Here is a 25,652-nt window from a genome sequence, read left to right as displayed (position 1 = left end):
CGGTCAGGCGAGGGTGGTCAGCTGCCGGATGACCGTGGCCAGGGTCGGTGGCTCCACGCCGGCGGGCAGGCGCCGGGTCCATCGGCAGCCGAGGTAGGCCTCGCGTTCCTCCTGGGTGAGGGCGCCCGGGGTGACCTGGGGGCGGCTGGCGGGGAAGCGGGCCAGGAAGAACGACTCCGTCTTGACGTAGCGGACGCCGAGCCAGGAGAAGTCACGCCCGACCTCGACCGCGAGGTCCTGGACGGCGGCGCCCGGCAGGCCGGTCTCCTCGGTCAGCTCCCGTCTGGCCGCCTCCAGGGGCGTCTCGCCGGGGTCGAGGCCGCCGCCGGGAGGCTCCCAGACGTCCAGGCCGCTGACCCGGTCGTGCCAGTGCATCAGCAGCACCCTGCCGTCGCGGTCGAGGCAGACGACCCGCGCGGCGGGCCGGTCGCTGGTGGTCACGGCAGGCTCTCCGGCTCGGCGAGGACCAGCGGGAGCAGGCCCGGGAAGCGGTCGTCGAACTCGGGCCTGCGCAGCCGGTTGAGGCGGCGCGGGCCCTCGTCGCGCTGCTCCAGCAGACCCACGCCGCGCAGGACCGCGAAGTGGTGGCTGAGCGTGGACTTGGCCACGGGCAGGTGACGGAAGGTGCCGCAGGGGCGGGTCCAGTCGGGGACCCCGGCCAGCTCGCGGACGATGCGGCGGCGGATCGGGTCGCTCAGCGCGTCGAGCGCCGCCTGCAGCGACACCTCGACGGGGGAGGCGTGGGCCAGGGAGCGAGATCGGCTCGACGGGGCTCTGGTGTAGTGTTCCATCTCGATCGAACAGTTTAACCAGAAGGAGTGGCCGTGGACGCCGGGCACGTCGGAGTGTGGCACCCCATGATCAGCAAGGCGCCGGCCGGCGAGGCTCGCCAGGCGGCGGCGGAGATCGAGGAGCTCGGCTACGGCTCCGCCTGGGTCAACGACGGCTGGGGGAGCAAGGACTCGTTCACCTGCGCGGCGGTGCTGCTGGCCGCCACCCGGCGGCTCGCGATCGGCGCCGGGATCGTCAGCATCTGGTCGCGCGACGCGACGGCCATGGCCGCGGGCGAGGTGACGCTCGGCGACGCCTTTCCCGGCCGGTTCCTGATGGGCATCGGGGTGAGCCACGGCCCGCTGGTGAGCATGCGCGGCCACGACTACGGCAAGCCGCTGACCGCGATGAGCCGCTACCTCGACGGCATGGACGACGCCAGGAAGATCCTGCCCACTCCGCAGGCGCAGGCGCCCCGGCTGCTGGCCGCGCTGCGCCCCCGGATGCTGGAGCTGTCCAGGGACCGGGCCGGCGGCGCCCACACCTACTTCGTGCCGCCCGAGCACACCCTGCTGGCCCGCGACATCCTGGGCCCCGACCGGCTGCTCGTGCCGGAGCAGGCCGTGGTCGTCGAGACCGATCCGGCGCGGGCCCGCGAGATCGCCCGCGCCCACATGTCCCCCTATCTGACGCTGCCCAACTATCTCGGCAACCTGCGCACCCTGGGCTTCTCCGACGAGGACTTCGCCGACGGCGGCAGCGACCGGCTGACCGACGCCATCGTGGCCTGGGGCAGCGCCGAGACGGTCGCCAAGCGGATCGGCGCCCACCTCGACGCGGGGGCCGACCACGTGGCGATCCAGCCGCTGTCGCCCGAGCCGGAGCTGGCCGACGCCCTGGCCCAGCTCCGCCTCCTCGCTCCCGCCCTGGGGCTCTAGCCCGCTCCGGCTCAGCGCTTCATGGCGCCGTCCGCGATGGCGTCGGCGGCCTCGCTGATGGCGATGCCCACGATCTCCAGGCGCCGCACCAGCTCACGCTCCTTCATCGCGTTGGCGGTCAGCTCGCCGGAGAAGATGCGGGAGATCTCGTACTGATACATCCGGCGGATGGCGCCGCCCGTCTTCTTGGCCTCCAGCGCGTCGTGCACCACGGCCGACGGGCTGGAGACCAGGTCGCGGACGGCGTTCTCCAGCGCGTCGATGCCGACGATCACCTGGTCGAGCAGCGGCGTGAAGCGGATCTGGTCGGGCACCTGATACAGGTGCGACTCGCGGACGAAGTCCCGCAGCGAGTCGAGCACGTCGTCGATCGAGCGCGAGAGCCTGAAGAGGTCCTCCCGGTCGATCGGCGTGACCAGGGCGGAGCGGAGCTCCTCGACCAGGCGGCGGCGCTCCTCGTCGCCGAGGTGCTCGATGGTGCGCATCTGCTCGTGCGCGCCCGTTCTGCCCACCTCGCCGCCGATCATCGCCATGGCCAGCCAGGCGCCCTCCTTGGTCGCCGAGAGCTGCCCGAGCAGCGCGTCCGACAGTGCGCTGTCCATGCGGCCGATGAGCAGGTCGCGGATCCGGCGCAGCCGCTTCACCGGCGCACCTCCGGTGCGGGCGGCCATGTGTCGAAACGGTCCATCACGCTCCCTTCACCAGATAGGCCGCCACCGCGGCCAGCAGCAGACTGGCCGGCAGCGTCAGCAGCCAGGCAGTGACGATCTTCACTGCGGCGTACCAGCGGACCCGGCCGCCGCCCTGGTTGACCCCCGCGCCGATGAGCCCGCCCGCGATGGCCTGGGTCATGCTCACCGGCATGCCCAGCGCCGAACAGCCGAGCACGGCGGTGCCCGCCGACAGCTCCGCCGCCACGCCGTGCAAGGGCCGGAAGGCGATGATCTCCCGGCTGAGCGTACGTCCGGCCTTCGGCAGGCCGTACAGAGCGCCGAGCCCGAACAGCGCGGCCACCAGCGACGTGTACGGCAGCGGCGCGTCCGAGAAGCCCAGCGCGATCATTAAGACCGCGAGCATCTTCTGCCCGTCGTTGGCCGCGTAGGCGAGCGTCTGCAGCAGGAAGCCGGCCCAGTGCCAGTGCCACAGCCCGTGCGTGGTGGTGAGCTTGACCAGCAGCCCGCTCAGCACCCAGGCCAGCAACGCGCCGACGACGGGCGCCGCGATGCCGAAGGCCAGCACGAGGGCCACGGACGGGCCGGAGACCGGCAGCCCCCAGCCCAGGCCCGCGCCGGTGAGGCCGCCGACGATGGCGAGGGTGAGGCTGGTCGGCCTGCCCTTCGCGCTGAGCACCAGGACCACGACCAGCGAGCAGATGACGGCGATCGTGGTGGCCGATCTGCCGCCGTGGCCTTCGAAGGTGGCCAGCCGGGTGACGAAGGTGAGCGCGACCTGGTGGGTGGCCAGCGGGACCAGGGCCACGAACACCACCATGGTGGAGATGCCGGTCGCCGGGCGCACGGTGGGCAGCTTGAGCCCGGTCGCGAGGAGCGCCCCTCCGTCGTTCATCCCGGACACGATCGCGAACAGGCAGGCGACCCCGACCAGTAGCACGGCGTCCAAGGGCATGCGCTCCTTCCCGGGTTGCTGTCGCGTAATGCCTGGTACATACCCAAGACCGGCCCTATGAGGCGGTCCGCGCCCGGTATTGTCGACGGTGCAGCCGTCCTGCGCCCCGCCGCGAGAGTGAAGAATGAGCACCGAATACGTCCTCACCCTGTCCTGTCCAGACCGGCCCGGAGTGGTGGCCGCCGTCGCCGGCCTGCTGGCCGCGCGTGGTTGCAACATCACCGAGAGTCAGCAGTTCGGCGACCGGGAGGCGCAGCGCTTCTTCATGCGGGTGCAGTTCGCCGCGCCGCAGGCGGAGGACGAGATCCGCGCCGCCTTCGCCGCCCTGGCGCCGGAGTTCGGCATGGTGTTCCAGGTCCGTGACGTGGCGCGCAGGCCGCGTGTGCTGATCATGGTCAGCAGGTTCGGCCACTGCCTCAACGACCTGCTCTACCGGGTCCGCTCGGGCGCGCTCGACATCGAGGTCGTCGCGGTCGTGTCCAACCATCCGGACCTGCGCCCGCTGACCCAGACCCACGGCATCGACTACCACCACCTGCCGGTCACGCCCGACACCAAGGCCAGGCAGGAGGCCGAGGTGCTGGCCCTGGTCGAGCACTACCAGGTGGACCTGGTGGTGCTGGCCCGCTACATGCAGGTCCTGTCGGAGGAGCTGTGCCAGAAGCTGGCGGGCCGGGCGATCAACATCCACCACTCGTTCCTGCCGTCGTTCAAGGGCGCCAGGCCCTACCACCAGGCGCACGACCGGGGGGTCAAGCTGATCGGCGCGACGGCCCACTACGTCACGTCCGACCTGGACGAGGGCCCGATCATCGAGCAGGAGGTGGCCCGCGTCAACCACAGCCACTCACCTGAGGACCTGGTGGCCATCGGCCGCGACGTCGAGTGCGTGGCCCTGGCCAGGGCGGTCAAATGGCATGCTGAGCAGCGCGTTCTCCTCGACGGCCACAAGACCGTCGTCTTCCCCCGCTGACCAGGCGTTAACCGGGCCCCGGCCGGGGCACGCGCTGGACATGTCAGAAGATGCGAACTCCACACCACCACCGCAGAGCCAGCCGTACCCGGGAGACACCGGGCGGATGGCGCCCGAGCCGCGCGACGAGATGCGCGGCTACGAAGGCAGAGGGCTGCTGAGCGGCAAGCGCGCGCTCGTCACCGGGGGCGACTCGGGCATCGGCAGGGCCGTCTCGGTCGCCTTCGCCAAGGAGGGGGCCGACGTCGCGATCGCGTACCTCGAAGAGCACGAGGACGCCAACCACACCAGGAAGCTGGTCGAGGCCGAAGGGCGGCGCTGCGTGCTGCTCCCCGGCGACCTGAGCGACCGCGACCACTGCGCGCAGGTGGTGGAGCGGACGGTGACCGAGCTCGGTGGCCTGGAGATCGTCGTCAACAACGTCGCCTACCAGGCGCCGGTGGACTCGCTGGAGGAGCTGACCGACGAGCAGTGGGAGCACACGTTCGCGGTCAACATCCACAGCTACTACCGGGTGACCAAGGCGGCGCTGCCGCACCTGCGCGAGGGCGCCGCGATCATCAACACCTCGTCGATCAACGGGCTGCGCGGCAACAAGACCCTCATCGACTACGCCGCGACCAAGGGGGCGATCAACGCCTTCACCTACTCGATGGCACAGAACCTCGTCGAGCGGGGCATCCGGATCAACGCGGTCGCGCCCGGCCCGGTCTGGACGCCGCTGATCCCGGCCACCTTCCCGCCGGAGAAGGTCGAGCAGTTCGGCAAGCAGGTGCCGATGAAGAGGGCCGCCGACCCCGACGAGATCGCGCCGTCGTACGTCTTCTTCGCCGCCGACCGGTTGTCGTCGTACTACACCGGAGAGGTCCTAGCCCCGATCGGCGGGGAGACGCTGCCCGGCTGAGCACGGCAGATGAGAGCATTCTCATCTGAGCCTCAGCATCTTCTCCTCCACCACCGTCATGCTCGACGTCATGAGACGCCGAGCACCCCTGGCCGTGCTCCTGACCGGAGTGTCCGTCGCCGGGTTCCTGGCGATCGGGCTCGTCCAGGCCGCCGGCAGCGGCCCAGATCTGGGCGAGCCCGTCGTCGTGTCGCCGGCACCGGTGGACAGCACGCGGACGCGGCAGGACCGCACCCCCACCGGCGAGCCGCCCTCCTCCACCTCCATCCCCACCTCCATCCCCACCTCCATCCCCACCTCCATCCCCATCCCCACTTCCACCTCCACCTCCGCTCCCGCTGCCAGCGCGACCCCCGAGCCGACCTCCACCAAGCGCCCCGCCATCACGCCGAGCGAGCGCACGGCCAAGGTCGAGCCGGTCCGCCCGCCGTCGCCGAGGCCGGGCGGCGACGATGACGACGATGACGACGGCGGCGGCGACGATGACTGACCCGGTGACCGACCCCCGGACCGCCCCAGTGACCGACCCGGCGCGCCGATGCGCGTGACCGCCCGTGCCCGGATCGTGGGCTGGATGCTCGCGGTCGCGGCCCTGGCCCTGGCCGTCTCCATCTTCGCGACCTGGACCGTCCTGCTCGCCCGGCTCGACGGCCGGATGCACGACGAATTCATCAACGAGGTGGAGAAGCTGCGCTGGTACGCCGCCACCGCGTTCAACCCGTCGACCGGGCGGCCGATCGACGACGTGGACGAGCTGCTCACCGGCTACCTCGCCTATAACCCGCCTGACCGATGGGAGACCTTCTTCAGCATCGTCGACGGCAAGGCGGACAGACGCACCGCCATCCCGCCACCAGCCAGGCTCGACACCGAGGACGCGCTGGTCGCCAACATGTCCAAGGAGGTCAGGCCGCGCATTGACGCCTTCGAGAGCACCGCGGGGACCGTCTGGTACGCCACCATCCCGATCAGCGTGGCCGGCGACCCCCGGCCCGGCCACTTCGTCGTGGCCATCTTCTATGACCGGCACAGGGACGACATCGTGGATGCCGTCCGCGTGGTCGCCCTCACCTCGCTGGCGGCGCTGGCCCTGGCCGGCGCGGCCGGCTGGTTCATCGCCGGGCGGGTGCTCGCCCCGATCAGGCTGGTGCGCCAGACCGCCGCCCAGATCAGCGACTCCTCCGACCTCACCCGCCGGCTCGACGTGCCGGGCGAGGACGACGTGGCCGCGCTCGCCGCGACCTTCAACCACATGCTCGACCGGCTGGAGCAGGCTTTCGCGGTGCAGCGCCACTTCGTCGACGACGCCGGCCACGAGCTGCGCACCCCCATCACCGTCATCCGCGGCCACCTGGAGCTGATGGGCGACGACCCCGCAGACCGGGCCGAAACCCTCGCCCTGGTCACCGACGAGCTCGACCGGATGAACCGGATGGTCGACGACCTGCTCACGCTGGCCAAGGCCGAGCAGCCCGGCTTCCTCGCCATCGAGGAGGTCGAGCTGGCCGACCTCACCGTCAGCGTCGTGGCCAAGGCCCGAGCGCTCGGCGAGCGGCGCTGGCGGGTGGACGAGGTGGCCGAGGCCCGCATGCCCGCCGACCGGCAGCGGCTCACGCAGGCGCTGATGCAGCTCGCGGCCAACGCCGTGCGGCACACCGAGGAGGGCGGCCTGATCGCCGTCGGCTCCGCCGTACGAGATCGGTCGGTCGAGCTGTGGGTGCGGGACAGCGGCCCCGGGGTGGCGCCTGCGGACCGTGAGCGGATCTTCCGGCGCTTCATGCGCGGCGCCGGCCGCACCGGCGCGCACGACGGCGCCGGGCTGGGCCTGGCCATCGTCACGACCATCGCCGAAGCGCACGGCGGGACCGTCACCGTCGTGGACGCCCCCGGCGGCGGCGCCTGTTTTGTCATGACCGTTCCACTCAGGGAGGTACGGTGAACCGCATTCTGATCGCCGAGGACGAAGCGAGGATCGCGTCCTTCCTGGAGAAGGGACTGCGTGGCAACGGCTTCGTCACCGCCGTCGTCGAAGACGGCGTCGCGGCCTACGACGTGGCCGCCAGCGGCGCGTTCGACCTGCTCATCCTCGACATCGGGCTGCCGCTGAGCGACGGGTTCACCGTGCTGCGGCGGCTGCGCGAGGCCAAGGTGGGCATCCCCGTCATCATCCTGACCGCCCGCGACAGCGTCACCGACACCGTGGCCGGGCTGGAAGGCGGCGCCGACGACTACATCGCCAAGCCCTTCGCCTTCGAGGAGCTCCTGGCGAGGGTACGGCTCCGCCTGCGGGCCGACCGGCAGCCCGAGGTGACCGTGCTGCGGGTCTCCGACCTGGCCCTCGACCTGCGCACTCGGCGGGCGTACGTGGGGGAGCGGTCGGTGGACCTGTCCACCCGCGAGTTCGCGCTGGCGGAGGTCTTCTGCCGGCACCCCGACCAGGTGCTCACCCGTGAGCAGCTGCTCAGTCACGTGTGGGGGTTCGACTTCGACCCCGGCTCCAACGTGGTGGACGTGTACGTGCGCTACCTGCGCCGCAAGATCGGCGCAGACCGGATCGAGACGGTGCGCGGCACCGGATACCGGCTCCGCGCCGGGTGAAAGGCCTCTCATCTCGCGCTCACGGTGCCCCAACGGCGTCCCATGAGCCTGGAGTCATCCGCACAGGGAGTGCGGATGACTCCAGGAGGCACAGGATGCTCCAGGCACTACGGCGGCTGGCGGTCGCCATCGCGATCGCGTCCGGGCTCTGCATCGCGGCCATGGCCCTCACCGCCCCGGGCGCGTACGCGGCAGCGCTCGTCCACCTCGCCGACGATGACGACGACCGCCCCAAGGGCGGTGTGGACACCGGGTCGGGTGGGACGTCCCGGGACGATGACGACGACGATGACCGTCCGAGGGGCGGTGTGGACACCGGGGCCGGTGGGGCGTCCCAGGACGACGACGATGACGATGACCGTCCGAAGGGCGGGGTCGACACCGGGATGGGCGGCGCGGCCGGTGGGGCCGAGATGCGGCTCGGCTCGGCTGCCGAGGGCGCTCTTCCGGTGGTGCCGCTCGCGGTGGCCGGCGGCGGCGTGCTGCTCGTCGGGGCCTACGCGGCCTCGCGCAAGCTCGGCGGGCGGTGACCATGGCGGCCTCGGCTCCGGTTCTCATCACCGCGCTGGCCCTGGTCACGGCATGCGCTCCGGCGGCGGCCGGGACCGGTGGCGTCAGCGGACAGGGTGCACAGGTCATGGCGGCGACCGTGTCCGCTGACGTGGCGGACCCCGTCCGCTTACGCATCCCGTCGATCGGCGTCTCCACCAGGGTGACCGGGCTCCGGCTTGACGCCGGCGGCCGGTTGATCGCGCCCAAGAGGTTCGATCAGGTCGGCTGGCATCGGGGCGGACCCGAGCCAGGGGAGAGGGGCGTGGCCGTCATCGCCGGCCACGTCGACTCGACCACCGGCCCGGCGGTGTTCTACCGGCTGCGCCAGCTGCGCCCGGGCGCCCGCGTCCACGTCGACAGGGCGGACGGCAGCACGGTGACGTTCACGGTCCAGCGTCTGGCCCGCTACCCCAAGAACCGGGTGCCCGACAGGGAGGTCTACGGCTCCGGCGGTGGCGCGCAGCTCCGCCTGATCACCTGCGGCGGCGACTTCGACCGCAAGCGTCGCAGCTACCGCGACAACGTGGTCGTCTACGCCGGCTGACCCCACAGGACGCCTGTGCCGCCGAGGATCCCCCTCGGCGGCACAGGCGTTCCGGCGCCCGTCGGATGTGGATGAGAACGCCCTCATCATCGCCTCACCAGGGCTTCACCGCTGGTCGGCAGGCTGTTCACCAACGGCACCGATCCATGGAGGCGCACCTTGCGAGCGACCACGATTCTCGGGTTCGCGATGGACCTGGCGGCGATCATCACGCTCGCCTACGGCCTGTACTTCCGCCGCCATCACCGCCGGGACCTGTTGTTCGCGTACGTGGCCCTGAACGTGGGCATCTTCGCGGTCGTGTCCCTGCTGCTCGTCCAGCGGGTGGACCTGGCGGTCGGGTTCGGCCTGTTCGGCGTGCTGGCGATCATCCGGCTCCGATCCGACGAGATCACCCAGGAGGAGATCGCCTACTACTTCGTCGCGATCGCGCTCGGCCTGGTGAACGCCATCGCGGCCACCTGGCCGCTGACCGCGCTCTTCCTCGACGTGGTGCTGCTGGCGGTGATGTACGCGGCCGACCATCCCCGCCTGCTCGGCCGTACCCGCCACCAGGTGGTGACCCTCGACGTGGTCCACACCGACCAGGCCCTGCTCCGCGCCGACCTGGAGAGCCGGTTGGGCGGCCGGGTGCTGCAGTGCTCCGTCACCCAGGCCGACTACGTCAGGGACATCTCCGTGGTCGACGTCCGCTTCGAGCTGCCCGAGCACATGGACACGAGGGCCTGGCGATGACCGTCCGTGAGCACGATGCGACGGCGACGCGCGGACACGAGAGCCCGGCGGCGTGCCGCACAGAGTGGCCCGACGCCGGGGTCCTGCTTGCGGGGGTGGCCTCGACGCTGCCGCCGATCACCCTGGAGGAGGTCACGGCCGTCTCCGGGCTGATGACCCGCGTGGACCGCAAGTACCTGGTGACCGCCTCCACCATGGCCGGCCTCGCGGCCGAGCTCGGCGACAGGTTCGCGGTGCTGCGGATCGGCGGGCGGCGGCAGTTCCGCTACACCTCCACCTACTTCGACACCCCCGACCTGCTCACCTTCCGCCAGCACCGCCAGGACAGGCGGCGCAGATTCAAGATCCGTACGCGCACGTACCTGGACGGCGGCGGCCGCTGGCTGGAGGTCAAGCTCAGCGGCGCGGGCGGCTGCACCGACAAACACCGCATTCCGTACGACGCGTCCCCGTCCGACGCGCTCACCCGGGAGGCGCTGGACTACGTCGCCGACACCCTGGCGGGCAACCTGCGGCTGGCCCGTCCCCAGTCGCTCGGCCCGGTGCTGTCCACCGACTACAGCCGCGTCACCCTGGTGGACACATCCGGCTCGGCCCGGCTCACCTGCGACACCGGCCTGGTCTGCGGCGACGGGCGGCGCACGCTGGCGGCCCGCCGCGACCGCGTCCTGCTGGAGTCCAAGTCCGCCGACGGGCGCGCTGCGGCGGACCGGATCCTGCGCGAGATGGGCGTGCGGCCCGTCAGCGTCAGCAAGTACTGCCTTGGGGTGGCGACGCTGCACGGCGTGGCCGCCAACCGCTGGCACCCGGTCCTGCGCGGCTACTTCCCCACGAGATCGACCCGCGCACCGAGGTGACGGAGCGCGCTGCTCATGGGCGATAGGTGCCGAAGTACCAGGTGTTGCCCTCGGGGTCCTCGCAGGCGTACTCCCGCGAGCCGTAGGACTGGTCGACCAGGGCCATGGTGATCTGGGCGCCGGCCGCACGGGCCCGGTCGTGGTGGGCGTCGGCGTCGTCGACGGCGATGTAGACGCCGGGCCCGCCGGGGCGGCCGGGCCCGATCATGATCAGGTCGTCGTCGACGAACAGCTCGGCGTGCTTGATCGCGCCGTCGTCGTTCTTGGACACCTCGTGCACCCGGAACCCGAAGGCGCTGGTCAGGAAGTCGATGGCGGCCTGGCAGTCCTGATAGCGAGCCATGGCGTAAACAGTGCGTCTCATGCTGTCAGTGTGCGCCGGAGGCAGGCGCGGGTCTTGGACATATCTGACCGGGTGTCGTGTCGCCCAGCGTCCTGAACTCGCGGTTCATGTGCGCCTGGTCGTAGAAGCCGCACTCGGCGGCCACCTGGGCGATCGTCGCCCCGGCGCGCAGCCGGTGGGTCGCCCGGCCGAACCTGATCACCCGGGCCGCCGCCTTGGGCGTGAGCCCCACCTGGTCGTGGAAGCGGGCCACCAGGTGGCGATGGCTCCAGCCGAGGGAGTCGGCCAGCGACGACACGCCCAGGTCACCGCCGGCGCGCAGCAGGCGCGCCCACGCCCATCGCACCCGAGGGTCCGGCTCGGGACCGGCCAGGATGCGCTCGGTCAGCAGCCGGTCGGCCAGGGCCAGCCGGTCCGGCCACGAAGGCGTCTCGGCCAGCCTGGCCACCGCCGTGCGCGCCCAAGCCCCCAGCGTGGCCTCCACCGGCGGGGTCGCGTTCGTCAGATGCCGCATCGGCACGCCGTACAGCCGCCTGGCCCCGAACGGGGTCAGGTAGACCTCCACGCCCTCGGTCGGCTCGGCCGTGCGGGTGATGGTGAAGCGGTCGGCGAGGCCGCTGCCGAACGAGGTCAGCCGCTCGCCCCCCACCTCCAGGGCCGAGCCGAAGCCCAGGATGAGCACCGCGCCGGGCATCGCCGCCTGCACACGGGTCACCGGTGCGGCGTAACACTCGCGGTAGGCCATCAGCCGCGTCACGTAGGGCCGCAGGGCAGGGCTGGGGTCCGCCTCGACGAAGGCGAACCCCGGCTCGCTCATGCTTCCACCATAGGCCCGGCTAGAGACCCAGGTGCTTGGCCAGGAAGGTCAGCGTGTCCGCCGACAGGTCGACCGTGCGGCTGATCGAACGGGCGCCGTGGCCTACCTCTGTCTCGTTGCGCAGCAGGATCGGCCGGTCGCCCGTGGAGGCGTGCTGCAACGCCGCGCACATCTTCCACGCGTGCAGCGGGTGCACCCGCGTGTCGGACCCGAAGACGGTGAACAGCGTCGCGGGATAGCTGACCGACTCCCTGACGTGGTGGTAGGGCGAGTAGGAGTGCAGCCAGCCGAACTGCTCGGGGTCCTCGGCGGTGCCGTACTCGACGTTCCAGGTGGCGCCGAGCCCGAACTTCTCGAAACGCACCATGTCGAGCAGCGGCGCCGAGCAGACCACCGCGGAGTAGAGCTCCGGGCGCTGGGTCAGCGCCGCACCCACCAGCAGGCCGCCGTTGGAGCCGCCGGAGATGCCGAGCTGCGCGGTCGTGGTCACCCCCGTCTCGACGAGGTGAGTCGCGGCGGCGTGGAAGTCGTCGAAGACGTTCTGCTTGTTGGCGAGCATGCCGGCGCGATGCCAGTCCTCGCCCTCCTCGCCGCCGCCCCGCAGGTTGGCGATCGCGTAGACGCCGCCCGCCTCCACCCAGGCCAGGATCGACGCGGAGTAGCCGGGCGTCATGGACAGGCCGAAGCCGCCGTAGCCGTACAGGATGGTCGGCCGCGGGCCCTCGCCGTCGACCGGCGAGATGATCAGCATGCGGACGTCGGTGCCGTCCTTCGACCGGTAGACGACCTGCTCGGTGCGCACCGGCGGCACCTCCACCGCGCCGGGCGAGGCCGCCCAGAGGGTGGTCTCGCCGGTCCTGGCGTCGTAGCGCTGGATCGACGGCGGGTTGGTGTTGTCGGTGTAGCCGAACCAGGCCTCGTGGCCGCCCTCGGGCCGCTCGGAGATGCCGCCGATCGTGCCCAGGCCGGGCGTCGGCACCTCGCCCAGGCGCTCGCCGGTCTCCAGGTCGTGCACGGTGATCTCGCTGATCGCATGGCGGGTCCAGCCCACCAGCATGACCGGGCGCTCCAGGTCGTCGAGGATGGCGAAGTCCGACAGGACCGCCTCCTCGTCCTGCGGGATCAGGTCACGCCAGGAGTCGTGGCCGGGCTCCGCCGGGTCGGTGACGCAGAGCCGGGCGCGCGGCGCGTCGCGGTCGGTGTGCACGTAGAGCCTGCCGTCGCGGCCGAACACCAGGCCGGTCTGGGCGTCCACGCCTTCCTGCACGACGCTCAGCTCCGGCCGCTCGGGCGGGGAGGCGTCCAGGTCGGCGACCCACAGGTCGTTACGCGGGGCGGTGCCCTCGCTGGCGGAGATCTGCAGCCAGCGCCCGTCACGCGAGACCGAGACGCCGTAGTAGTTGGTCATCTTCATGCCGTCACCGAAGATCATCACGTCGTCCTCGGTGGAGGTGCCGACGCGGTGCAGGTAGACGCGGCGGTGGAACTGCCGCTCGTTCTCCGGCACCTCGGTGCCCGGCAGCCGGCGCACATAGTAGAAAGCCTCGCCGCCCGGCAGCCAGGCGATGGGGGAGTAGCGGCAGCGGTCGATCGGGCCCTCCAAGCGGGCGCCCGTCGCCACGTCGATGACGTAGAGGACCGACTCCTCGTCGCCGCCCACCGAGATCTGGTACGCCAGCAGGCGCCCCTCCTTGTCGGGCTGGACCGCGTCGAGCGTGGTCAGCCCGGTGGGGTCGAGCGCCATCGGGTCGACCAGCACCCGCTCGGTGCCGTCCGCGTCGACCGCGTAGAAGACGGCGTGCTCCTGCTCCGGCGTGCGCCGGCTGAAGAAGTGCCTGCCGCCGCGCCAGGCGGGGGTGCCGATCGAGCCCGACATCAGGAGCTCCGCGATCCGCGACTTGAAGCGCTGCGGTCCGCTCTCCCGCTTGAACAACTCGGCCTGCGCGAGCAGCCACTTCTCCGTCTCCGCGCCGGCCGGATCCTCCAGCCAGCGGTACGGGTCGGGAACGGGCGTGCCGTGCAGGATCTCGACGGTCTCCTCGCGCGGTGCGGCAGGGTAGGGCTCTCGCGTCATGCTTCGAACCCTACGGCAAGCGCGATGCCGCGCGGATGGCGTAAAGGCCTGGTGATGCGGGAATAAAACGTACCGTGCGTCCCTCTGGTCATTCCGGCTGGAGGTTAAGGGGTGGCGGGGACCACGCGGTAAACGCCAGACTTGCAGACAGGACGGTGCCGTGGTGACCATCCGCTGGGCCGTCCGGCGGAGGTCCACGTGACGCAAGCGTCGATGCCCCAGGAGGGGCGAATAGCCGGGACATGCCGCGGCATGTCCCCTCTGATACGCGCGCAGCGGGAAGAGGCCCGATGATGCGCCAAGTCCTGCTGCTGAATGCCACCTACGAGCCACTCACCACGCTCTCGCTGCACCGAGCCATCGTGCTGGTGCTGCGGGAGAAGGCCGACGTCGTGCACCGCGACGGCCGGGGCGCCGTGCTGCGCTCCGCCTCCTGCACGCTCGACGTCCCGTCGGTGATCCGGCTCCGCCGATACGTCCGCATCCCCTACCGTTCGCGCATCCCCCTGACCAGGGCCGCCCTCATGCGGCGCGACGACTACCGCTGCGCCTACTGCGGCCAGCGGGCCGAGACCATCGACCATGTCATCCCCCGCTCCAGGGGTGGCACCCACACGTGGGAGAACTGCGTCGCCTCGTGCACGCCGTGCAACCACCGCAAGGCTGACAAATACCTCGAGGAGCTGGGGTGGTCGCTTCGCGTCGCCCCGGCGGTGCCACGGGGCGCTCACTGGCGGCTCATCGGCGCGTCCCTCGTCGGTGACCCGCAATGGGCGCCCTACCTCGAACCGGCGGCCTGATCCTGACCTGAGGCCCGGTCCCCGCTACGGGGGCCGGGCCTTATTTCGCTTTCCCCCGAGTGTGACCGCCTGGCAGGATCTGCGGCATGTGGACCTTCACCACGGATGTCGAGGAGTTCGCCAGGGCCGCCGAGCCCTTCCTGCTGACCGATCCGGTGAGCAACACGGTGCCGCTGACCGTCCTGGCCGGCCTGCGCGCGGGCATGACCGCCCGGGACGCCTACTTCGGCTGGTGGACGGACGGCGGGCAGGTGCGCGGCGCCGCCTTCCGCACCCCTCCCCGCCCTGTAGGGCTCGCCCGCATGCCGGTCCACGCCGCCGCCGAGCTCGTCCGGGCGTTACAGGGCGACATTCCCGAGGTCGTGGGCCCGCGCGAGCTCACCGAAGAGGTGGCGCGGGCGCTCGGCCGCTCCGGCCACGTGCTGCCCGAGCGCCTCTACCGCCTCGGCACGCTGACCGTCCCCGACGTGCCCGGCCGCGGCCGGCCCGCCGTCGAGGGCGACCTGCCCCTGCTGGTCAGCTGGATGTACGCCTTCTACGACGAGGTCAGGCTGGGCGCGGGCGAGGACGTGCCAGGACGGACCGGGCAGCGGCTGTCCCACGGAGAGCTGTTCGTATGGGAGTCCGAGGGCGAGCCGGTGTCGTTCGCCGCGCTGTCGCCCGCGGCCGGCGGGGTCTGCCGCATCGGCCCGGTCTACACGCCGCCGGCGCGGCGCAGGAGAGGCTACGGCGCCGCCGTGACCGCCTACACCAGCCAGGTGGGGCTCGACCAGCGCTGCGACCAGCTCGTGCTCTTCACCGACCTGGCCAACCCGACGAGCAACGCCATCTACCGGTCGATCGGCTACGAGCCGGTGTCCGACTACGCCCAGGTGACCTTCCAGCGCTGACGGCCGTACTCTTGGCGTATGCCGCGTTACGACTACCGCTGCCGCGCCTGCGGCTCCACGTTCGAGCTGTCCCGCCCCATGTCGGCGTCGAGCGACCCGGCCCCCTGCCCGGAGGGCCACGACGACACCGTCAAGCTCCTGTCCACCGTCTCCATGACCGGCTCCGCCGCCGCGCCCCGCGCGACCGGCGGCGGTGGCGGCTGCTGCGGCGGTGGCTGCTGCGGCTAGCCGCCCTTGTACGGCCTCGTATGGCTGGGCGACCGCCCTGCCCGGCAGGCTTCCTGTACGGAGGCCGTCCATCGCGTCAGGGGCATGCCCGACGCCCATCCGGGCGCCGTTCGTCGTCATGCGTCCTGCCGGGCGAAGGCCTGAACGGCCAGCCGGGCGACGCCCTCGACCGTGGCGACGCCGGTGCTCATGGTCGGGCTGCGCTCTGACAGCACGGCCATGAGCAGCTCGTGCCCGTCGGCGGTGAGCCGTCCCACGCTGTTGACGGTCCACAGGCCGTCGTGCTCCTCGGCGGGCAGCCAGCCGTTCTTCACCGCCACCCGCTCGCCCGCCGCGCCGACGCCCCACGCCTGCGAGGGGGCGACCGTGGTCATCAGGCCGAGCGCGTAGCGGCGGTTGGCCGCCGACACCGGCCCGTCGCGGGCGGTGAGCCGCTCCAGGACCATGACCTGGTCCGACGGGCGGCTGCGCGTCGCCCCCCAGTACAGGCCGGGCCTCGGCCACGTGTGCCGCACGCCCAGCCTCCGCAGCAGCTCGGTGAGCCCGCGTCGGCCGCCGACCGTCAGGTAGAGCTCGTGGGCGCAGTCGTTGTCGCTGTAGCGCATCATCCGTGCGGCCAGCGTGCGCTCGTAGCGGTCCAGGCGGCGTCCCTCCTGCTGGGTGCGGAGCAGCAGGGCCAGCAGAATGTCCACCTTCGCCACGCTGGCCAGCATGAACGGTTTCCGCTCGTCGCCGAAGGCGTACCCGGTGCCGGTGGTCCTGTCGTACACGGCCACCGCCACCCGCCCCGGCCGCGTGGCCAGATAGCCCTCCAACGCGCGATCGAGCCGCCGCCGCTCAACGGGCAGCCCCCGCCTCTCCGCCCTCGCGGTAACCTCCACCCCGTGCAGCCCTTGCTCCCCCCACCGTGCGGCGCTCCCTGACCAAGATCCGGGCAGCCCTTGCTCCTCCCACCGTGTGGTGCTGCCTGGCCAAGATCCGGGCAGCTCGTGCCTCTCCCACCACGCGGGGTCCCCGGGGCTGGATCCAGGCACCCGCTCCTCCGGCCTTGAGGCGGCCACCGGCCGTGGGCCGGGCAGTTCCGGAGCGACCAGGTCATGCCCGGACGGCGGCCTGTCCGGCGACCCCGCCACAGGCGCACAGCCCGATGCGGCGACCAGCACGAGGCCCATGAGCCAGATCCCCCGAACACGCATGCCCGCGAGCCTGGCAGCCCCCATCCCAAAGACCGGGGGCTCGAATGGTCAAGCGCCGGCCACTTTCTCGCGCCGGTACACCCCGCCCCCGCGCGTCCACCCGCCTTCGCGAGTCGACCTGCCCCCGCGAGTCGACCTGCCCCCGCGAGTCGACCTGCCCCCGCGAGTCCACCCACTCGATCAGAACGGTGGTGTCCCGTCGAGTGGTGGAGCGGCGGTCGCGTCGCGTGATGCCTGCCTCGGCGAAGATCGCTGCGCGGGCGAGAGACCACACCGCTCGGCGGGACGTCCCCGCGGGTCTCCCGCCGGTTCCGCCCCGCGCCTGCGCGGGCCGCCCCGCGCAGGCCCGGGACCCGTGACCCCTCCCAGGAAGAGGGGCACGGGTGGCCTCGAGGTCAGGCGACGGCGCGGGTGCGCTTGCGGCGTTGGAAGGGCAGGAAGCGGTCGGCCAGGTGGGGGCGGGACGGGGTCAGGGTGGGCTCGACCGCCAGGATCCGGTCGAACCGGAAGGCCCTGATGGCGCGGCGTGTCCGGCACATGCCGACCAGGTACCAGTATTCGCGGTGAACCAGGCAGGTGACCGGCTCCACCTCGCGGCTGCTGACGTTTCCGGCGGCGTCGCGGTAGTGGAGGCGGATCATCATGCGGCTGGTGATGGCGTCGGCGATGAGCCGCGCCCGGGAGGCCACGTCGACCGGCAGCGGCTCGGTGAGCGTGTGCAGCGTGGCGGCGATGACGTCGTCGTCGAGGTCCAGATGGTCGAAGGCGTGCTGCAGGCCGCGCCTTGCGGTGACGGCCTGGGGGCCCGACCCCAGGTGTGCGAGGGACAGGGCGAGGGCGGCGATCTCGGCGGTCGTCAGCGGGCGGGTCTGGGGCTTCACGACTGTAGCCATACCCCAAGAATAGGTAAGACCACCGACATTTTTCGAATACCTGTACGGCAGGCGACAGGGTCATCGCCTGCCGGACAGGGTCGTACAGCTGGTCAGTGAGACAGCTGCGACAGGTCGCGCGACGCGCCCGTGGAGGCCGACGTCGTCATGGCCGCGTAGGCCTGCAGCGCGGCGCTCACCGGCCGGTCGCGGTCGCGCGGCCGGTAGCGGCCCAGGTCGGCCAGCAGGCGCTCGCGCCGGGCGGCCAGCTCGGCCTCCGGGACGCGCAGCTCCAGCTTGCGGCCGGGGATGTCGATCTCGATGAGGTCGCCGTCCTCGACCAGCGCGATCGCCCCGCCCTCGGCGGCCTCGGGAGAGGCGTGGCCGATCGACAGGCCGGACGTGCCGCCTGAGAAGCGGCCGTCGGTGACCAGGGCGCACGCCTTGCCGAGACCCCGGCCCTTGAGGAACGAGGTCGGGTAGAGCATCTCCTGCATGCCGGGGCCGCCCTTGGGGCCTTCGTAGCGGATGACCACCACGTCGCCCTCCTTGACCTTGCCGCCGAGGATGCCCTCGACCGCCTGCTCCTGCGACTCGAACACCACCGCGGGCCCGGTGAACTTCCAGATCGACTCGTCGACGCCGGCGGTCTTCACCACGGCGCCGTCGCGCGCGATGTTGCCGTAGAGGACGGCCAGGCCGCCGTCGGCGGAGTAGGCGTGCTTCAGGTCGCGCACGCATCCCTCGGCCCGGTCGAGATCGAGGTCGTCCCAGCGGTTGTCCTGGGAGTAGGGCTTGACCGTGCGGACGTTGCCCGGCGCCGCGTGCCACAGCTCGACCGCCTCCGGCGTCACGGTGGGCGACTGCGGGTCCCAGGCGGCGATCATGTCACCGAGGCTGCCGCCGTTCACGGTCGGCACGTCTCTGTTCAGCAGCCCGGCGCGGTCGAGCTCGCCCAGGATGGCGGGGATGCCGCCGGCCCGGTGGACGTCCTCGACGTGGTACTTGCTGGTGGCCGGGGCCACCTTGCACAGGCACGGCACCCGCAGCGAGATCTCGTTGATCTCCTTCAGCCCGAAGTCGACCTCCGCCTCGCGGGCGGCGGCCAGGATGTGCAGGATCGTGTTGGTGGAGCCGCCCATCGCCACGTCGAGCGTCATGGCGTTCTCGAACGCCTCGCTGGTGGCGATCGAGCGCGGCAGCACCGACTCGTCGTCCTCTTCGTAATAGCGGCGGGTGATCTCCACGAGCTGACGTCCGGCGTCCTCGAAGAGCTTCTTGCGCGACTTGTGCGTGGCCAGGATCGTGCCGTTGCCCGGCAGCGCCAGGCCCATGGCCTCGGCCAGGCAGTTCATGGAGTTGGCGGTGAACATGCCCGAGCACGAGCCGCAGGTGGGGCAGGCGTTCTCCTCCATCTCCAGCAGGTCGGCGTCGGACACGGACTCGTCAGCCGCGGCGACCATCGGGTCGACCAGGTCGAGCTTGCGGGTCGGGGTCTTGCCGGCCTCCATCGGGCCGCCGGAGACGAAGACCGTGGGGATGTTGAGCCTGAAGGCGGCCAGCAGCATGCCCGGCGTGATCTTGTCGCAGTTGGAGACGCAGATCATCGCGTCGGCGCAGTGGGCGTTGACCATGTACTCGACCGCGTCGGCGATCAGCTCGCGCGACGGCAGGGAGTAGAGCATGCCACCGTGGCCCATCGCGATGCCGTCGTCCACGGCGATCGTGTTGAACTCCCGGGGGATGGCCCCCGCCTCGCGGATCGCCCCCGCCACCACGTCGCCCACCTCGCGCAGATGCACGTGGCCCGGGACGAACTGGGTGAAGCTGTTGGCCACCGCGATGATGGGCTTGCCGAAGTCGCCGCCGGCTACGCCGGTCGCCCGGAGCAGGGCCCGGGCACCGACCATATTCCTGCCGTGGGTGACCGTACGTGACCTGAGGGCGGGCATGATTTCTCCCATCGCTAGCGTCTACACATGGTACGACCCTTCGCCCGGTAGCTGAGACGCTTGTCCACAGCCCGGACACCGGGGCCGGGGTCCGTCCACAGGGACGGACCCGACGCGAGCGCCGGCTTCCTCAGCCGGTCCCTCAGCCGTCGCCGTAGCGGGCGGGGAGCACCTGGGCGGCGATCTCGTAGATCCGGTCGATCTCGGCGTCGGTCAGCGCACGCTCCCGCTTGGTGATCCACCTGCGCGCGCGGGCGCCCTCGTAGACGTCCACACCGCGGATCGTCATGATCTTCCAGGGCACCGGCGGGCCGTAGATGGCCAGCGAGGGCACGACCGAGATCTCACGCCCGAAGGACTTGGTGATCAGCTCGCTGGCCTGGGAGGCCTCCCACTTGGCCTCGGTGATGCGGGGCTTCATGTCGAACGGCCCGTGGAAGAGCTTCTTGCCCATCTGCACCCGGACCGCCAGCCGCTTGTCCCACTTCTCGGAGTCGACGGCGTAGACGCCCGTCGGCCCCACCACGAGGTGGTCGATCTGGGCCTCGCTGCCGGGGATCGCCCTGGCGTGCAGCGTGCGGTAGCCGTTGCGCTCCAGTCTGCGCAGCTGCGCCTCGGTCCGGCGCTCGGCGACGGAGGCACGCCGCCAGGCGGGCACCGTGGAGCTGGAGCGGGCACGGTAGACGGTGTCCAGGATCGCGGCCACGATCGCCGCGGTCACGCCCAGACGCCAGTCGGAGACCAGGAAGCCCACGACCACGCCGACGGCCAGCGCCACCAGCGCCCGGTTGCGCAGGCGGCGGAAGCGCGGCTGTTGCAGCAGGCCACGTACGGACGCGCGCTCGATCGGCGCGTACGTCGTGGTGGGCGCCGATGGTTTGGCGGAGGCGGAGGCGGCGGCGGCCTGCTCGCCTTCGGGTCGGTCGCTCACCCAGATGGGAGAGGTGTTGTGACCGTCTTCGCGCTGAGGGTCGGAGTCCACGCAACTCACCGTAGCTCGCTGGTTCGATCGATTCCTAGTGCTGCCTTGTCCATAGTTTTATGGCCCAGCTCACTGTGTTCCACGCCCGTTTTCCGGGTACTTATTACTATCTTCTCTAGAGATGTCTAGGGTGCGGAAGCGTGCCAGAACTTCACGACCTTTCGGCTCTAGAGCAAGCGCGTGCCATCCGCGACCAGGAGATCTCGCCGGTCGAGCTCACTCAGCACTATCTGGACCGGATCGAGCGCATCGACCCGGACGTGGGCGCCTTCGTGACCGTGACCGCGGAGAGCGCGCTCCGGCAGGCCCGCCGTCTGGAGCGTGAGCTGCCGGACGGACCGCTCGCCGGAGTGCCGATCCCCGTCAAGGATCTTAACCTGGTCAGGGACGTGCCGATCATGTTCGGGTCGGCGACGTACCGCGGCTTCGTCTCGCCGGTGGACGACACGGTGGTCGAGCGGCTGCGCGCGGCAGGCACCGTCATGCACGGCAAGACGGCCACGCCGGAGTTCGGGCTCTCCTGCTACACCGAGACCACCCTGTCGTCGCCCTCCCGCTCACCCTGGGATTTCGGCACGTCCGCCGGTGGGTCCAGCGGGGGCGCCGCGGCGGCGGTCGCCGCCGGCCTCGCGCCCGCCGCGCAGGGCAGCGACGGCGCGGGCTCCATCCGCATCCCCGCCTCGGTCTGCGGTCTGTACGGCATCAAGCCCACCCGGGGGCGCATCAGCTTCGCCCCGGTCATCCCGGACCTGATGGGCATGTCCACGAACGGCCCCATCGCCCGGACGGTGGCGGACGCGGCGGCGCTGCTCGACGTGATGACGCACAACCGCCCGGGGGACCTGTACCTGGCGCCGGCCCACGACGGCACGTTCCTCCAGCACGCCCACCGCGAGCCCGGACGGCTGCGCGTCGCCCGTTACGCCGACCCCACGGTGCCGGGCGCCGAGGTCCACCCCGAGGTGCTGGCCGCCTACGACGACGCCGCCGCCACCCTGGAGGCGCTCGGCCACGAGGTCGTCGAGATCGAGCGGCCGTTCGGCCCCGACGTCGTGCCGCACTTCATCACCATGTGGCACGTCCTGGCGTGCGTGCATCCCGTGGCCGACGACCGGCGGGAGCTGCTGCGGCCGATCACCGCCTGGCTGCGCGAACGCGGCCTGGCCACTCCCGCCCCGGACTTCGTCCAGGCCCAGGCGGAGCTCCAGCTGGCCACCAGGCAGGCCCTGGCGGTGACCGACGCCTACGACGCCGTGCTCACGCCCACCGTGACGCAGCCGCCGCGCCCGGTGGGCTGGTTCGAGGACGTGCCCGATCCGGAGGAGACGTTCGAGCGGATGAAGCGCTTCGCCGCCTTTCCGGCCGTCTACAACGTGACCGGTCAGCCCGCGGTCAACCTGCCGCTGCACTGGAGCCCCGCCGGGCAGCCGATCGGCGTCATGCTCGCGGGCCGGGTCGGCGGCGAGGGCACGCTGATCTCGCTGTCGGCGCAGGTGGAGGCCGCCAGGGGCGGTTTCTGGGGAGAGCGCAGGCCGTCGGTCTGGTGACCTTGACCTCGGCTTTGGGGATCTTGGGGCAAGATCTCCCGGCAGGTGCTGGCCGGACGGATCGGCCGGGATTACGGTCGAGGTGTGGACAGCGCGCTGGAGATCCTGCTCGTTCTCGTCGGGGTGTCGCTGGGACTGTTCGTGCTGATCACCTTGCTGGTCATGCTGCCGGGCCGCGGCGCGGCGCGCAGGGCGGCGGCCGGCCCGATGTGGTTCGGCGGCCCTGCCGGCAGCGAACACGGCACGAGCGCGTCCGGCCCGGTGCTGACCGCACCGCCGCCACGCTGGGCCGGCTCACCACAGGTGGACTGGGTGACCGCCGCGGAGACGGCCGAGCCCGGCAGGCGGGTCGGCGGCGCGTCGGCGCGGTGGTGACCGGGATGCGCGCGCTCACCGGCGAGCAGGCCGACGACGTCAGGCAGGCGCTGATGAGCGCCGAGCGGCGCAGCGGACTGCGCTTCGGCCTCTTCCTCGGCGAGCCGGTCGGCGGCGGGAGGCACTTCGCGGAGAAGCTGCACGCCGCGCTCGGGGCCGAGGCGGCCGACGCCGTCGTGCTCCTCGTGGACGTCAAGGGACACGCCCTGGAGATCGTCACGGGCGAGAACGCCGGGCGCAGGCTGCCTGACGCCGCGTGCGGGCTGACGGCGATGTCGATGGCCACCTCCTTCAGCGTCGGCGACCTGGCCGGCGGGCTGGTGTACGGCATCGGCGCGCTGGCGGAGCAGGCCACCGCCCGCCGCTAGCGGCCTACTGCTCGATCAGCGACACGACGTGCCGGCTGACGCCCTCCAGCAGCGTCGAGGGGGCGAGAGGAACGCCGGCCACGGCCCCGAACAGCGACGGCAGGCCGGGCAGCGGGAAGCCGTCGTCCCGCGTCGCGGCCGCGCCCACCGGGTTCTTGTCCAGGGCCGTCCTGCTGCGCTCCCAGGCTTCGAGCACCTCCTCCGGCGAGGGCACGCCGAAGCCGTGGCCGACAGGAGCCGCGTGGCGCAGTCGTACCAGCGGGGTGTCGGCGAAGGCCAGCGCGGTGCGGGCGCGCACCTGAAGGTCGGCGCGCGGCCCCGGCTCGATCCAGTCCATGGCCGTGCAGGGGTTGCGGCAGGTGGCCACGCAGACCGCCAGAGCGCCCGCGACCTGGCTGTGCTGGCGGTCGAAGTAGGCGCGCCAGCCCTGCGGCGGCTCGCCCGCCACCCGCAGCGTCCTGTTGGCCGCCGACTGCTCGGACTTGGTGTGGTCGCACTCGCGGTCGCCGATCACCCCGAACCGGCTCTCGGGCGCGTTCAGCCCCTCCGGCCAGCGCGCGGGGTCGCCCGCGTGGCCGAGCTGCGGCTCGAAGCCGAGCAGCGGCAGATACTCGCCGGCGATGTGCACCGCGGCGATCATCGGGCTCAGCTCGCGGCGGTGCCAGCGGATCGCGATGACCTCCAGCAGCAGCTCGTAGGCCGGGCGCAGCGACTCAAGGGCGCCACGCGGCTGCTCACGCGGCGTCTGCGGCATGTGACAGGCCCGCGCCTGCCGCTTCAGGTCGGCGGGCACCGCCTTGGTGTCCACCGCGAAGTCCTCGGCGTCGAGCGAGAGCAGCCGCTGCCCGAACTCGCACGCCTCGGCGATCTGCGGACTCGGGGTCAGCGCACCGAGATCGGCGAACGCGTAGCGCCGGGCCAGGGCGACGAACAGATCTCGGGTCGTTTCCACCCGATCAGCCTCTCATGACCGCATAGGGTGGCCGGGTGTCCGTTACACGCCGTGGTGTCCTGCTCGGCGTGGCGGCCTACGTGCTGTGGGGCCTGTCCGCCCTCTACTGGCCGCTGGTGGAGCCCACCGGGCCGGTGGAGATCCTGGCCCTGCGCGTGCTCTGGTCGCCGGTGGCGATCGGGCTGCTGGTGCTCGCGCTCGGCCGCCGGCGGCAGGTGGCCGCGATCCTCCGCCGGCCGCGTGACCTGGCCCTGCTCACCCTGGCCAGCGTGCTGACCTCGATCAACTGGGCGCTGTTCATCTGGGCGACGATGAGCGGGCACGTGGTCGACGCCTCACTCGGCTACTTCATCACGCCGCTGGTCAGCATCGCCTTCGGCGTCGGCATCTTCAGGGAGCGGCTGCGCGGCGCCCAGTGGGCCGCGATCGCGCTGGCCGCCGTCGCGGTGCTCGTCCTCACGGTGGCGTACGGCGGGCCGCCGTGGATCGCCCTGGCCCTGGCCGTCACGTTCGGCGGTTACGGGCTGATCAAGAAGAGGGTGGACGTCGGGGCCGTCGAGGGGCTGATGGTGGAGACGGCGGTGCTGTTCCCGTTCGCCCTGGTCTACACCGTGGTGCTGCAGGCGGGCGGCCAGGCGACGTTCGGGCACGTGTCGGCGGTCAACACCTTGCTCGGCGTGGGCTCCGGGTTCGTGATGATGGTGCCGATGCTGCTGTTCAGCGCCGCCGCGACGAAGATCCCGCTCAGCGTGACCGGCATGCTGCAGTACATCGAGCCGATCGTGCAGTTCCTTCTCGGTCTGCTCGTCTTCCGCGAGTCCATGCCGGTGACCCGGTGGCTGGCGTTCGGACTGCTGTGGGTGGCGCTCGTGATGCTGACGGCCGACGGCCTCAGAGCACGGGATCGGGGGCGCGCGGCTCGTCGAGATCCACCGCGCTCCGCTCGATCATCTCGAACTGCCTCATCAGACGTTCGAGATCCGGAGGAGACACGGTGAAGGTGTCGTGCACGGCCTCGCCCGCCGCCGTGTAGTTGAGCTCGTGCCCGCAGCTGCCGTCCCACAGCCCGGTGATCACCCGCATGCCGACGGGCAGCCGCTCGGCCTGCACGCGGCGTACGCGTACGCCCGCCTCCAGCTGCTCGCGGGCCAGCGCGTCGAGATCGTCGGTCCACTCGTGGTAGATGAACACGCGGCGGATCACCACGCCCCGGGCCAGCGCGTCCACCTGGGCCTGCCAGTACTGCCGGCCGACGGGCTCACGCCACCACGTCAGGTCGACGGTGGGCACGCTGGTGACGCAGATCTGCTCCCGCGCCCGCTCGATCAGCCCCAGGAACACCTCGTTGTCGCCGTACGGTGAGCGGAAGTGGCCGCGTTCGAGATCGGCCAGGGTGCGCAGGCACTCCTCGAAGGCGCGCCGGCAGGCGTCCTGCGCGGGAGTCCGGTCGTACTCGCGCTCCACGTGCTTGGCGGCGCGCAGCATGGGCTCCATCAGGTCGGGCAGCCACGGGATCTTCTCGATGGTGGAGACCATCTGGCCGACCCGGGTCTCGTGGTCGATCCGGCGGCGCTCCTTCAGCAGCGTCTGGACCTGAAGTGTGATGACGCCGCCGATGAGCCCGGCCACGGTGCCGAGAGCCTGGGCGGTGTCCTCGCGCACGTAGAAGATCACTGCCAGCAGGACCGACAGGCCGGTGCCGACGATCAGCACGGGATCGACGATGATGGAAGGCTTCTTGGCGGGCCTGTTCAATCG

General features: G+C 71.6%; 30 protein-coding genes. 17 read left to right on the top strand and 13 right to left on the bottom strand.

The annotated features are described in order from the left end of the window. Positions 1–3: 3 nt before the first annotated feature. Both ACTMTF_RS38235 and ACTMTF_RS38230 read right to left on the bottom strand, forming a co-directional pair. Positions 4–441 (bottom strand): NUDIX hydrolase, encoded by a 438-nt coding sequence (locus tag ACTMTF_RS38235; protein ID WP_441115021.1) that lies wholly within the window; start codon positions 439–441, stop codon positions 4–6. Next, positions 438–791, bottom strand: a complete 354-nt coding sequence (locus ACTMTF_RS38230) for an ArsR/SmtB family transcription factor (protein ID WP_397016495.1) — start codon at positions 789–791, stop codon at positions 438–440. Before ACTMTF_RS38230 ends, ACTMTF_RS38235 begins: the two co-directional genes overlap by 4 nt. 33 nt (positions 792–824) lie before the next feature. Between ACTMTF_RS38230 and ACTMTF_RS38225 the strand changes: the two genes are divergently transcribed. Further along, the gene (locus ACTMTF_RS38225) at positions 825–1,709 is read left to right on the top strand and encodes an LLM class F420-dependent oxidoreductase (protein WP_441115020.1); all 885 of its coding nucleotides are present in this window, start codon (positions 825–827) and stop codon (positions 1,707–1,709) included. Positions 1,710–1,720: 11 nt separating this feature from the next. On the opposite strand, the gene ACTMTF_RS38220 is transcribed toward ACTMTF_RS38225, so the two are convergent. Both ACTMTF_RS38220 and ACTMTF_RS38215 read right to left on the bottom strand, forming a co-directional pair. After that, positions 1,721–2,380 carry a DUF47 domain-containing protein gene (locus tag ACTMTF_RS38220; protein ID WP_397016499.1) on the bottom strand — a complete coding sequence of 220 codons (660 nt, stop codon included), beginning with the start codon at positions 2,378–2,380 and terminating at the stop codon, positions 1,721–1,723. 16 nt (positions 2,381–2,396) lie between these two features. After that, a complete protein-coding gene (locus tag ACTMTF_RS38215) occupies positions 2,397–3,320 on the bottom strand; it encodes an anion permease (RefSeq protein WP_441115089.1) in 924 nt (307 codons plus the stop codon). A 139-nt stretch (positions 3,321–3,459) separates the two neighbouring features. On the opposite strand from ACTMTF_RS38215, the gene purU reads away from it, so the two are divergent. The 9 genes from purU (at position 3,460) to ACTMTF_RS38170 (ending at position 10,498) form a co-directional block, all read left to right on the top strand. Beyond that, positions 3,460–4,308, top strand: a complete 849-nt coding sequence (purU, locus tag ACTMTF_RS38210; RefSeq protein ID WP_441115019.1) for a formyltetrahydrofolate deformylase — start codon at positions 3,460–3,462, stop codon at positions 4,306–4,308. A 40-nt stretch (positions 4,309–4,348) separates the two neighbouring features. After that, positions 4,349–5,212 carry an SDR family oxidoreductase gene (locus ACTMTF_RS38205; protein ID WP_441115018.1) on the top strand — a complete coding sequence of 288 codons (864 nt, stop codon included), beginning with the start codon at positions 4,349–4,351 and terminating at the stop codon, positions 5,210–5,212. 70 nt (positions 5,213–5,282) lie between these two features. After that, on the top strand, positions 5,283–5,702 hold the full coding sequence (locus ACTMTF_RS38200; RefSeq protein WP_441115017.1) for a hypothetical protein: 420 nt from the start codon (positions 5,283–5,285) through the stop codon (positions 5,700–5,702). A 48-nt stretch (positions 5,703–5,750) separates the two neighbouring features. Beyond that, the gene (locus ACTMTF_RS38195; RefSeq protein WP_441115016.1) at positions 5,751–7,151 is read left to right on the top strand and encodes a sensor histidine kinase; all 1,401 of its coding nucleotides are present in this window, start codon (positions 5,751–5,753) and stop codon (positions 7,149–7,151) included. After that, a complete protein-coding gene (locus tag ACTMTF_RS38190) occupies positions 7,148–7,810 on the top strand; it encodes a response regulator transcription factor (protein ID WP_397016509.1) in 663 nt (220 codons plus the stop codon). The genes ACTMTF_RS38195 and ACTMTF_RS38190 overlap by 4 nt, the downstream gene beginning before the upstream one ends. Before the next feature lie 95 nt (positions 7,811–7,905). Next, on the top strand, positions 7,906–8,340 hold the full coding sequence (locus tag ACTMTF_RS38185; RefSeq protein ID WP_441115015.1) for a hypothetical protein: 435 nt from the start codon (positions 7,906–7,908) through the stop codon (positions 8,338–8,340). 2 nt (positions 8,341–8,342) lie between these two features. Next, a complete protein-coding gene (locus tag ACTMTF_RS38180; protein ID WP_441115088.1) occupies positions 8,343–8,906 on the top strand; it encodes a class F sortase in 564 nt (187 codons plus the stop codon). A gap of 189 nt (positions 8,907–9,095) precedes the next feature. Then, positions 9,096–9,641: a DUF4956 domain-containing protein gene (locus tag ACTMTF_RS38175; RefSeq protein ID WP_441115087.1), complete on the top strand. Its 546-nt coding sequence runs from the start codon at positions 9,096–9,098 to the stop codon at positions 9,639–9,641. Next, on the top strand, positions 9,638–10,498 hold the full coding sequence (locus ACTMTF_RS38170; protein WP_441115014.1) for a polyphosphate polymerase domain-containing protein: 861 nt from the start codon (positions 9,638–9,640) through the stop codon (positions 10,496–10,498). Before ACTMTF_RS38175 ends, ACTMTF_RS38170 begins: the two co-directional genes overlap by 4 nt. 13 nt (positions 10,499–10,511) lie before the next feature. Here ACTMTF_RS38170 and ACTMTF_RS38165 read toward each other — a convergent pair whose 3' ends face one another. From ACTMTF_RS38165 to ACTMTF_RS38155, 3 genes are read right to left on the bottom strand one after another with little or no spacing between them, the layout of a single operon-like run. After that, positions 10,512–10,862 (bottom strand): VOC family protein, encoded by a 351-nt coding sequence (locus ACTMTF_RS38165; RefSeq protein ID WP_441115013.1) that lies wholly within the window; start codon positions 10,860–10,862, stop codon positions 10,512–10,514. 4 nt (positions 10,863–10,866) lie between these two features. Beyond that, positions 10,867–11,658, bottom strand: coding sequence for a helix-turn-helix domain-containing protein (locus ACTMTF_RS38160; RefSeq protein ID WP_441115012.1), 792 nt, complete (start codon positions 11,656–11,658; stop codon positions 10,867–10,869). A gap of 19 nt (positions 11,659–11,677) precedes the next feature. Continuing rightward, positions 11,678–13,732: a prolyl oligopeptidase family serine peptidase gene (locus ACTMTF_RS38155; RefSeq protein WP_441115011.1), complete on the bottom strand. Its 2,055-nt coding sequence runs from the start codon at positions 13,730–13,732 to the stop codon at positions 11,678–11,680. Positions 13,733–14,025: 293 nt separating this feature from the next. On the opposite strand from ACTMTF_RS38155, the gene ACTMTF_RS38150 reads away from it, so the two are divergent. The 3 genes from ACTMTF_RS38150 to ACTMTF_RS38140 all read left to right on the top strand — a co-directional run bounded on the left by ACTMTF_RS38150 (position 14,026) and on the right by ACTMTF_RS38140 (position 15,650). Then, positions 14,026–14,532 carry an HNH endonuclease gene (locus tag ACTMTF_RS38150; protein ID WP_189137328.1) on the top strand — a complete coding sequence of 169 codons (507 nt, stop codon included), beginning with the start codon at positions 14,026–14,028 and terminating at the stop codon, positions 14,530–14,532. An 86-nt stretch (positions 14,533–14,618) separates the two neighbouring features. After that, positions 14,619–15,422: a GNAT family N-acetyltransferase gene (locus ACTMTF_RS38145; protein WP_441115010.1), complete on the top strand. Its 804-nt coding sequence runs from the start codon at positions 14,619–14,621 to the stop codon at positions 15,420–15,422. A gap of 18 nt (positions 15,423–15,440) precedes the next feature. Next, positions 15,441–15,650: a zinc ribbon domain-containing protein gene (locus ACTMTF_RS38140; RefSeq protein ID WP_397016519.1), complete on the top strand. Its 210-nt coding sequence runs from the start codon at positions 15,441–15,443 to the stop codon at positions 15,648–15,650. Positions 15,651–15,766: 116 nt separating this feature from the next. On the opposite strand, the gene ACTMTF_RS38135 is transcribed toward ACTMTF_RS38140, so the two are convergent. From ACTMTF_RS38135 to ACTMTF_RS38120, 4 genes are all read right to left on the bottom strand, one after another. After that, on the bottom strand, positions 15,767–16,531 hold the full coding sequence (locus ACTMTF_RS38135) for a serine hydrolase (protein WP_441115009.1): 765 nt from the start codon (positions 16,529–16,531) through the stop codon (positions 15,767–15,769). 710 nt (positions 16,532–17,241) lie between these two features. Then, positions 17,242–17,739 carry a helix-turn-helix transcriptional regulator gene (locus ACTMTF_RS38130; RefSeq protein WP_397016523.1) on the bottom strand — a complete coding sequence of 166 codons (498 nt, stop codon included), beginning with the start codon at positions 17,737–17,739 and terminating at the stop codon, positions 17,242–17,244. Between the two features lie 92 nt (positions 17,740–17,831). Then, positions 17,832–19,670, bottom strand: a complete 1,839-nt coding sequence (gene ilvD, locus ACTMTF_RS38125; protein ID WP_441115008.1) for a dihydroxy-acid dehydratase — start codon at positions 19,668–19,670, stop codon at positions 17,832–17,834. A gap of 142 nt (positions 19,671–19,812) precedes the next feature. Further along, positions 19,813–20,652 carry a nuclease-related domain-containing protein gene (locus tag ACTMTF_RS38120; RefSeq protein ID WP_441115007.1) on the bottom strand — a complete coding sequence of 280 codons (840 nt, stop codon included), beginning with the start codon at positions 20,650–20,652 and terminating at the stop codon, positions 19,813–19,815. Between the two features lie 140 nt (positions 20,653–20,792). Between ACTMTF_RS38120 and ACTMTF_RS38115 the strand changes: the two genes are divergently transcribed. The 3 genes from ACTMTF_RS38115 to ACTMTF_RS38105 all read left to right on the top strand — a co-directional run bounded on the left by ACTMTF_RS38115 (position 20,793) and on the right by ACTMTF_RS38105 (position 22,942). Continuing rightward, complete coding sequence (locus ACTMTF_RS38115; protein ID WP_441115006.1) at positions 20,793–22,199, top strand: amidase; 1,407 nt, start codon at positions 20,793–20,795, stop codon at positions 22,197–22,199. A gap of 84 nt (positions 22,200–22,283) precedes the next feature. Further along, positions 22,284–22,574, top strand: a complete 291-nt coding sequence (locus tag ACTMTF_RS38110; protein ID WP_441115005.1) for a hypothetical protein — start codon at positions 22,284–22,286, stop codon at positions 22,572–22,574. 5 nt (positions 22,575–22,579) lie between these two features. Next, positions 22,580–22,942, top strand: coding sequence for a TPM domain-containing protein (locus ACTMTF_RS38105; RefSeq protein WP_441115004.1), 363 nt, complete (start codon positions 22,580–22,582; stop codon positions 22,940–22,942). A 4-nt stretch (positions 22,943–22,946) separates the two neighbouring features. Here the strand turns inward: ACTMTF_RS38105 and ACTMTF_RS38100 are convergent, their stop codons facing one another. Next, entirely contained in the window at positions 22,947–23,894 is a 948-nt protein-coding gene (locus ACTMTF_RS38100; protein WP_441115003.1) for a hypothetical protein, read from the bottom strand. Positions 23,895–23,929: 35 nt separating this feature from the next. Here ACTMTF_RS38100 and rarD point away from each other — a divergent pair, with 35 nt between their 5' ends. After that, on the top strand, positions 23,930–24,892 hold the full coding sequence (rarD, locus tag ACTMTF_RS38095) for an EamA family transporter RarD (protein ID WP_441115002.1): 963 nt from the start codon (positions 23,930–23,932) through the stop codon (positions 24,890–24,892). Here the strand turns inward: rarD and ACTMTF_RS38090 are convergent. After that, complete coding sequence (locus ACTMTF_RS38090) at positions 24,786–25,649, bottom strand: hypothetical protein (protein WP_441115001.1); 864 nt, start codon at positions 25,647–25,649, stop codon at positions 24,786–24,788. The two genes, rarD and ACTMTF_RS38090, sit on opposite strands and share 107 nt — an antisense overlap. Between the last annotated feature and the right edge of the window lie 3 nt (positions 25,650–25,652).

It is taken from the genome of Nonomuraea sp. ZG12 (assembly GCF_052068115.1).
Taxonomy (GTDB): Bacteria; Actinomycetota; Actinomycetes; order Streptosporangiales; family Streptosporangiaceae; genus Nonomuraea.
The sequence above is the reverse complement of the archived record's forward strand: the minus strand, read 5'-3'. Positions and strand labels throughout refer to the sequence as shown.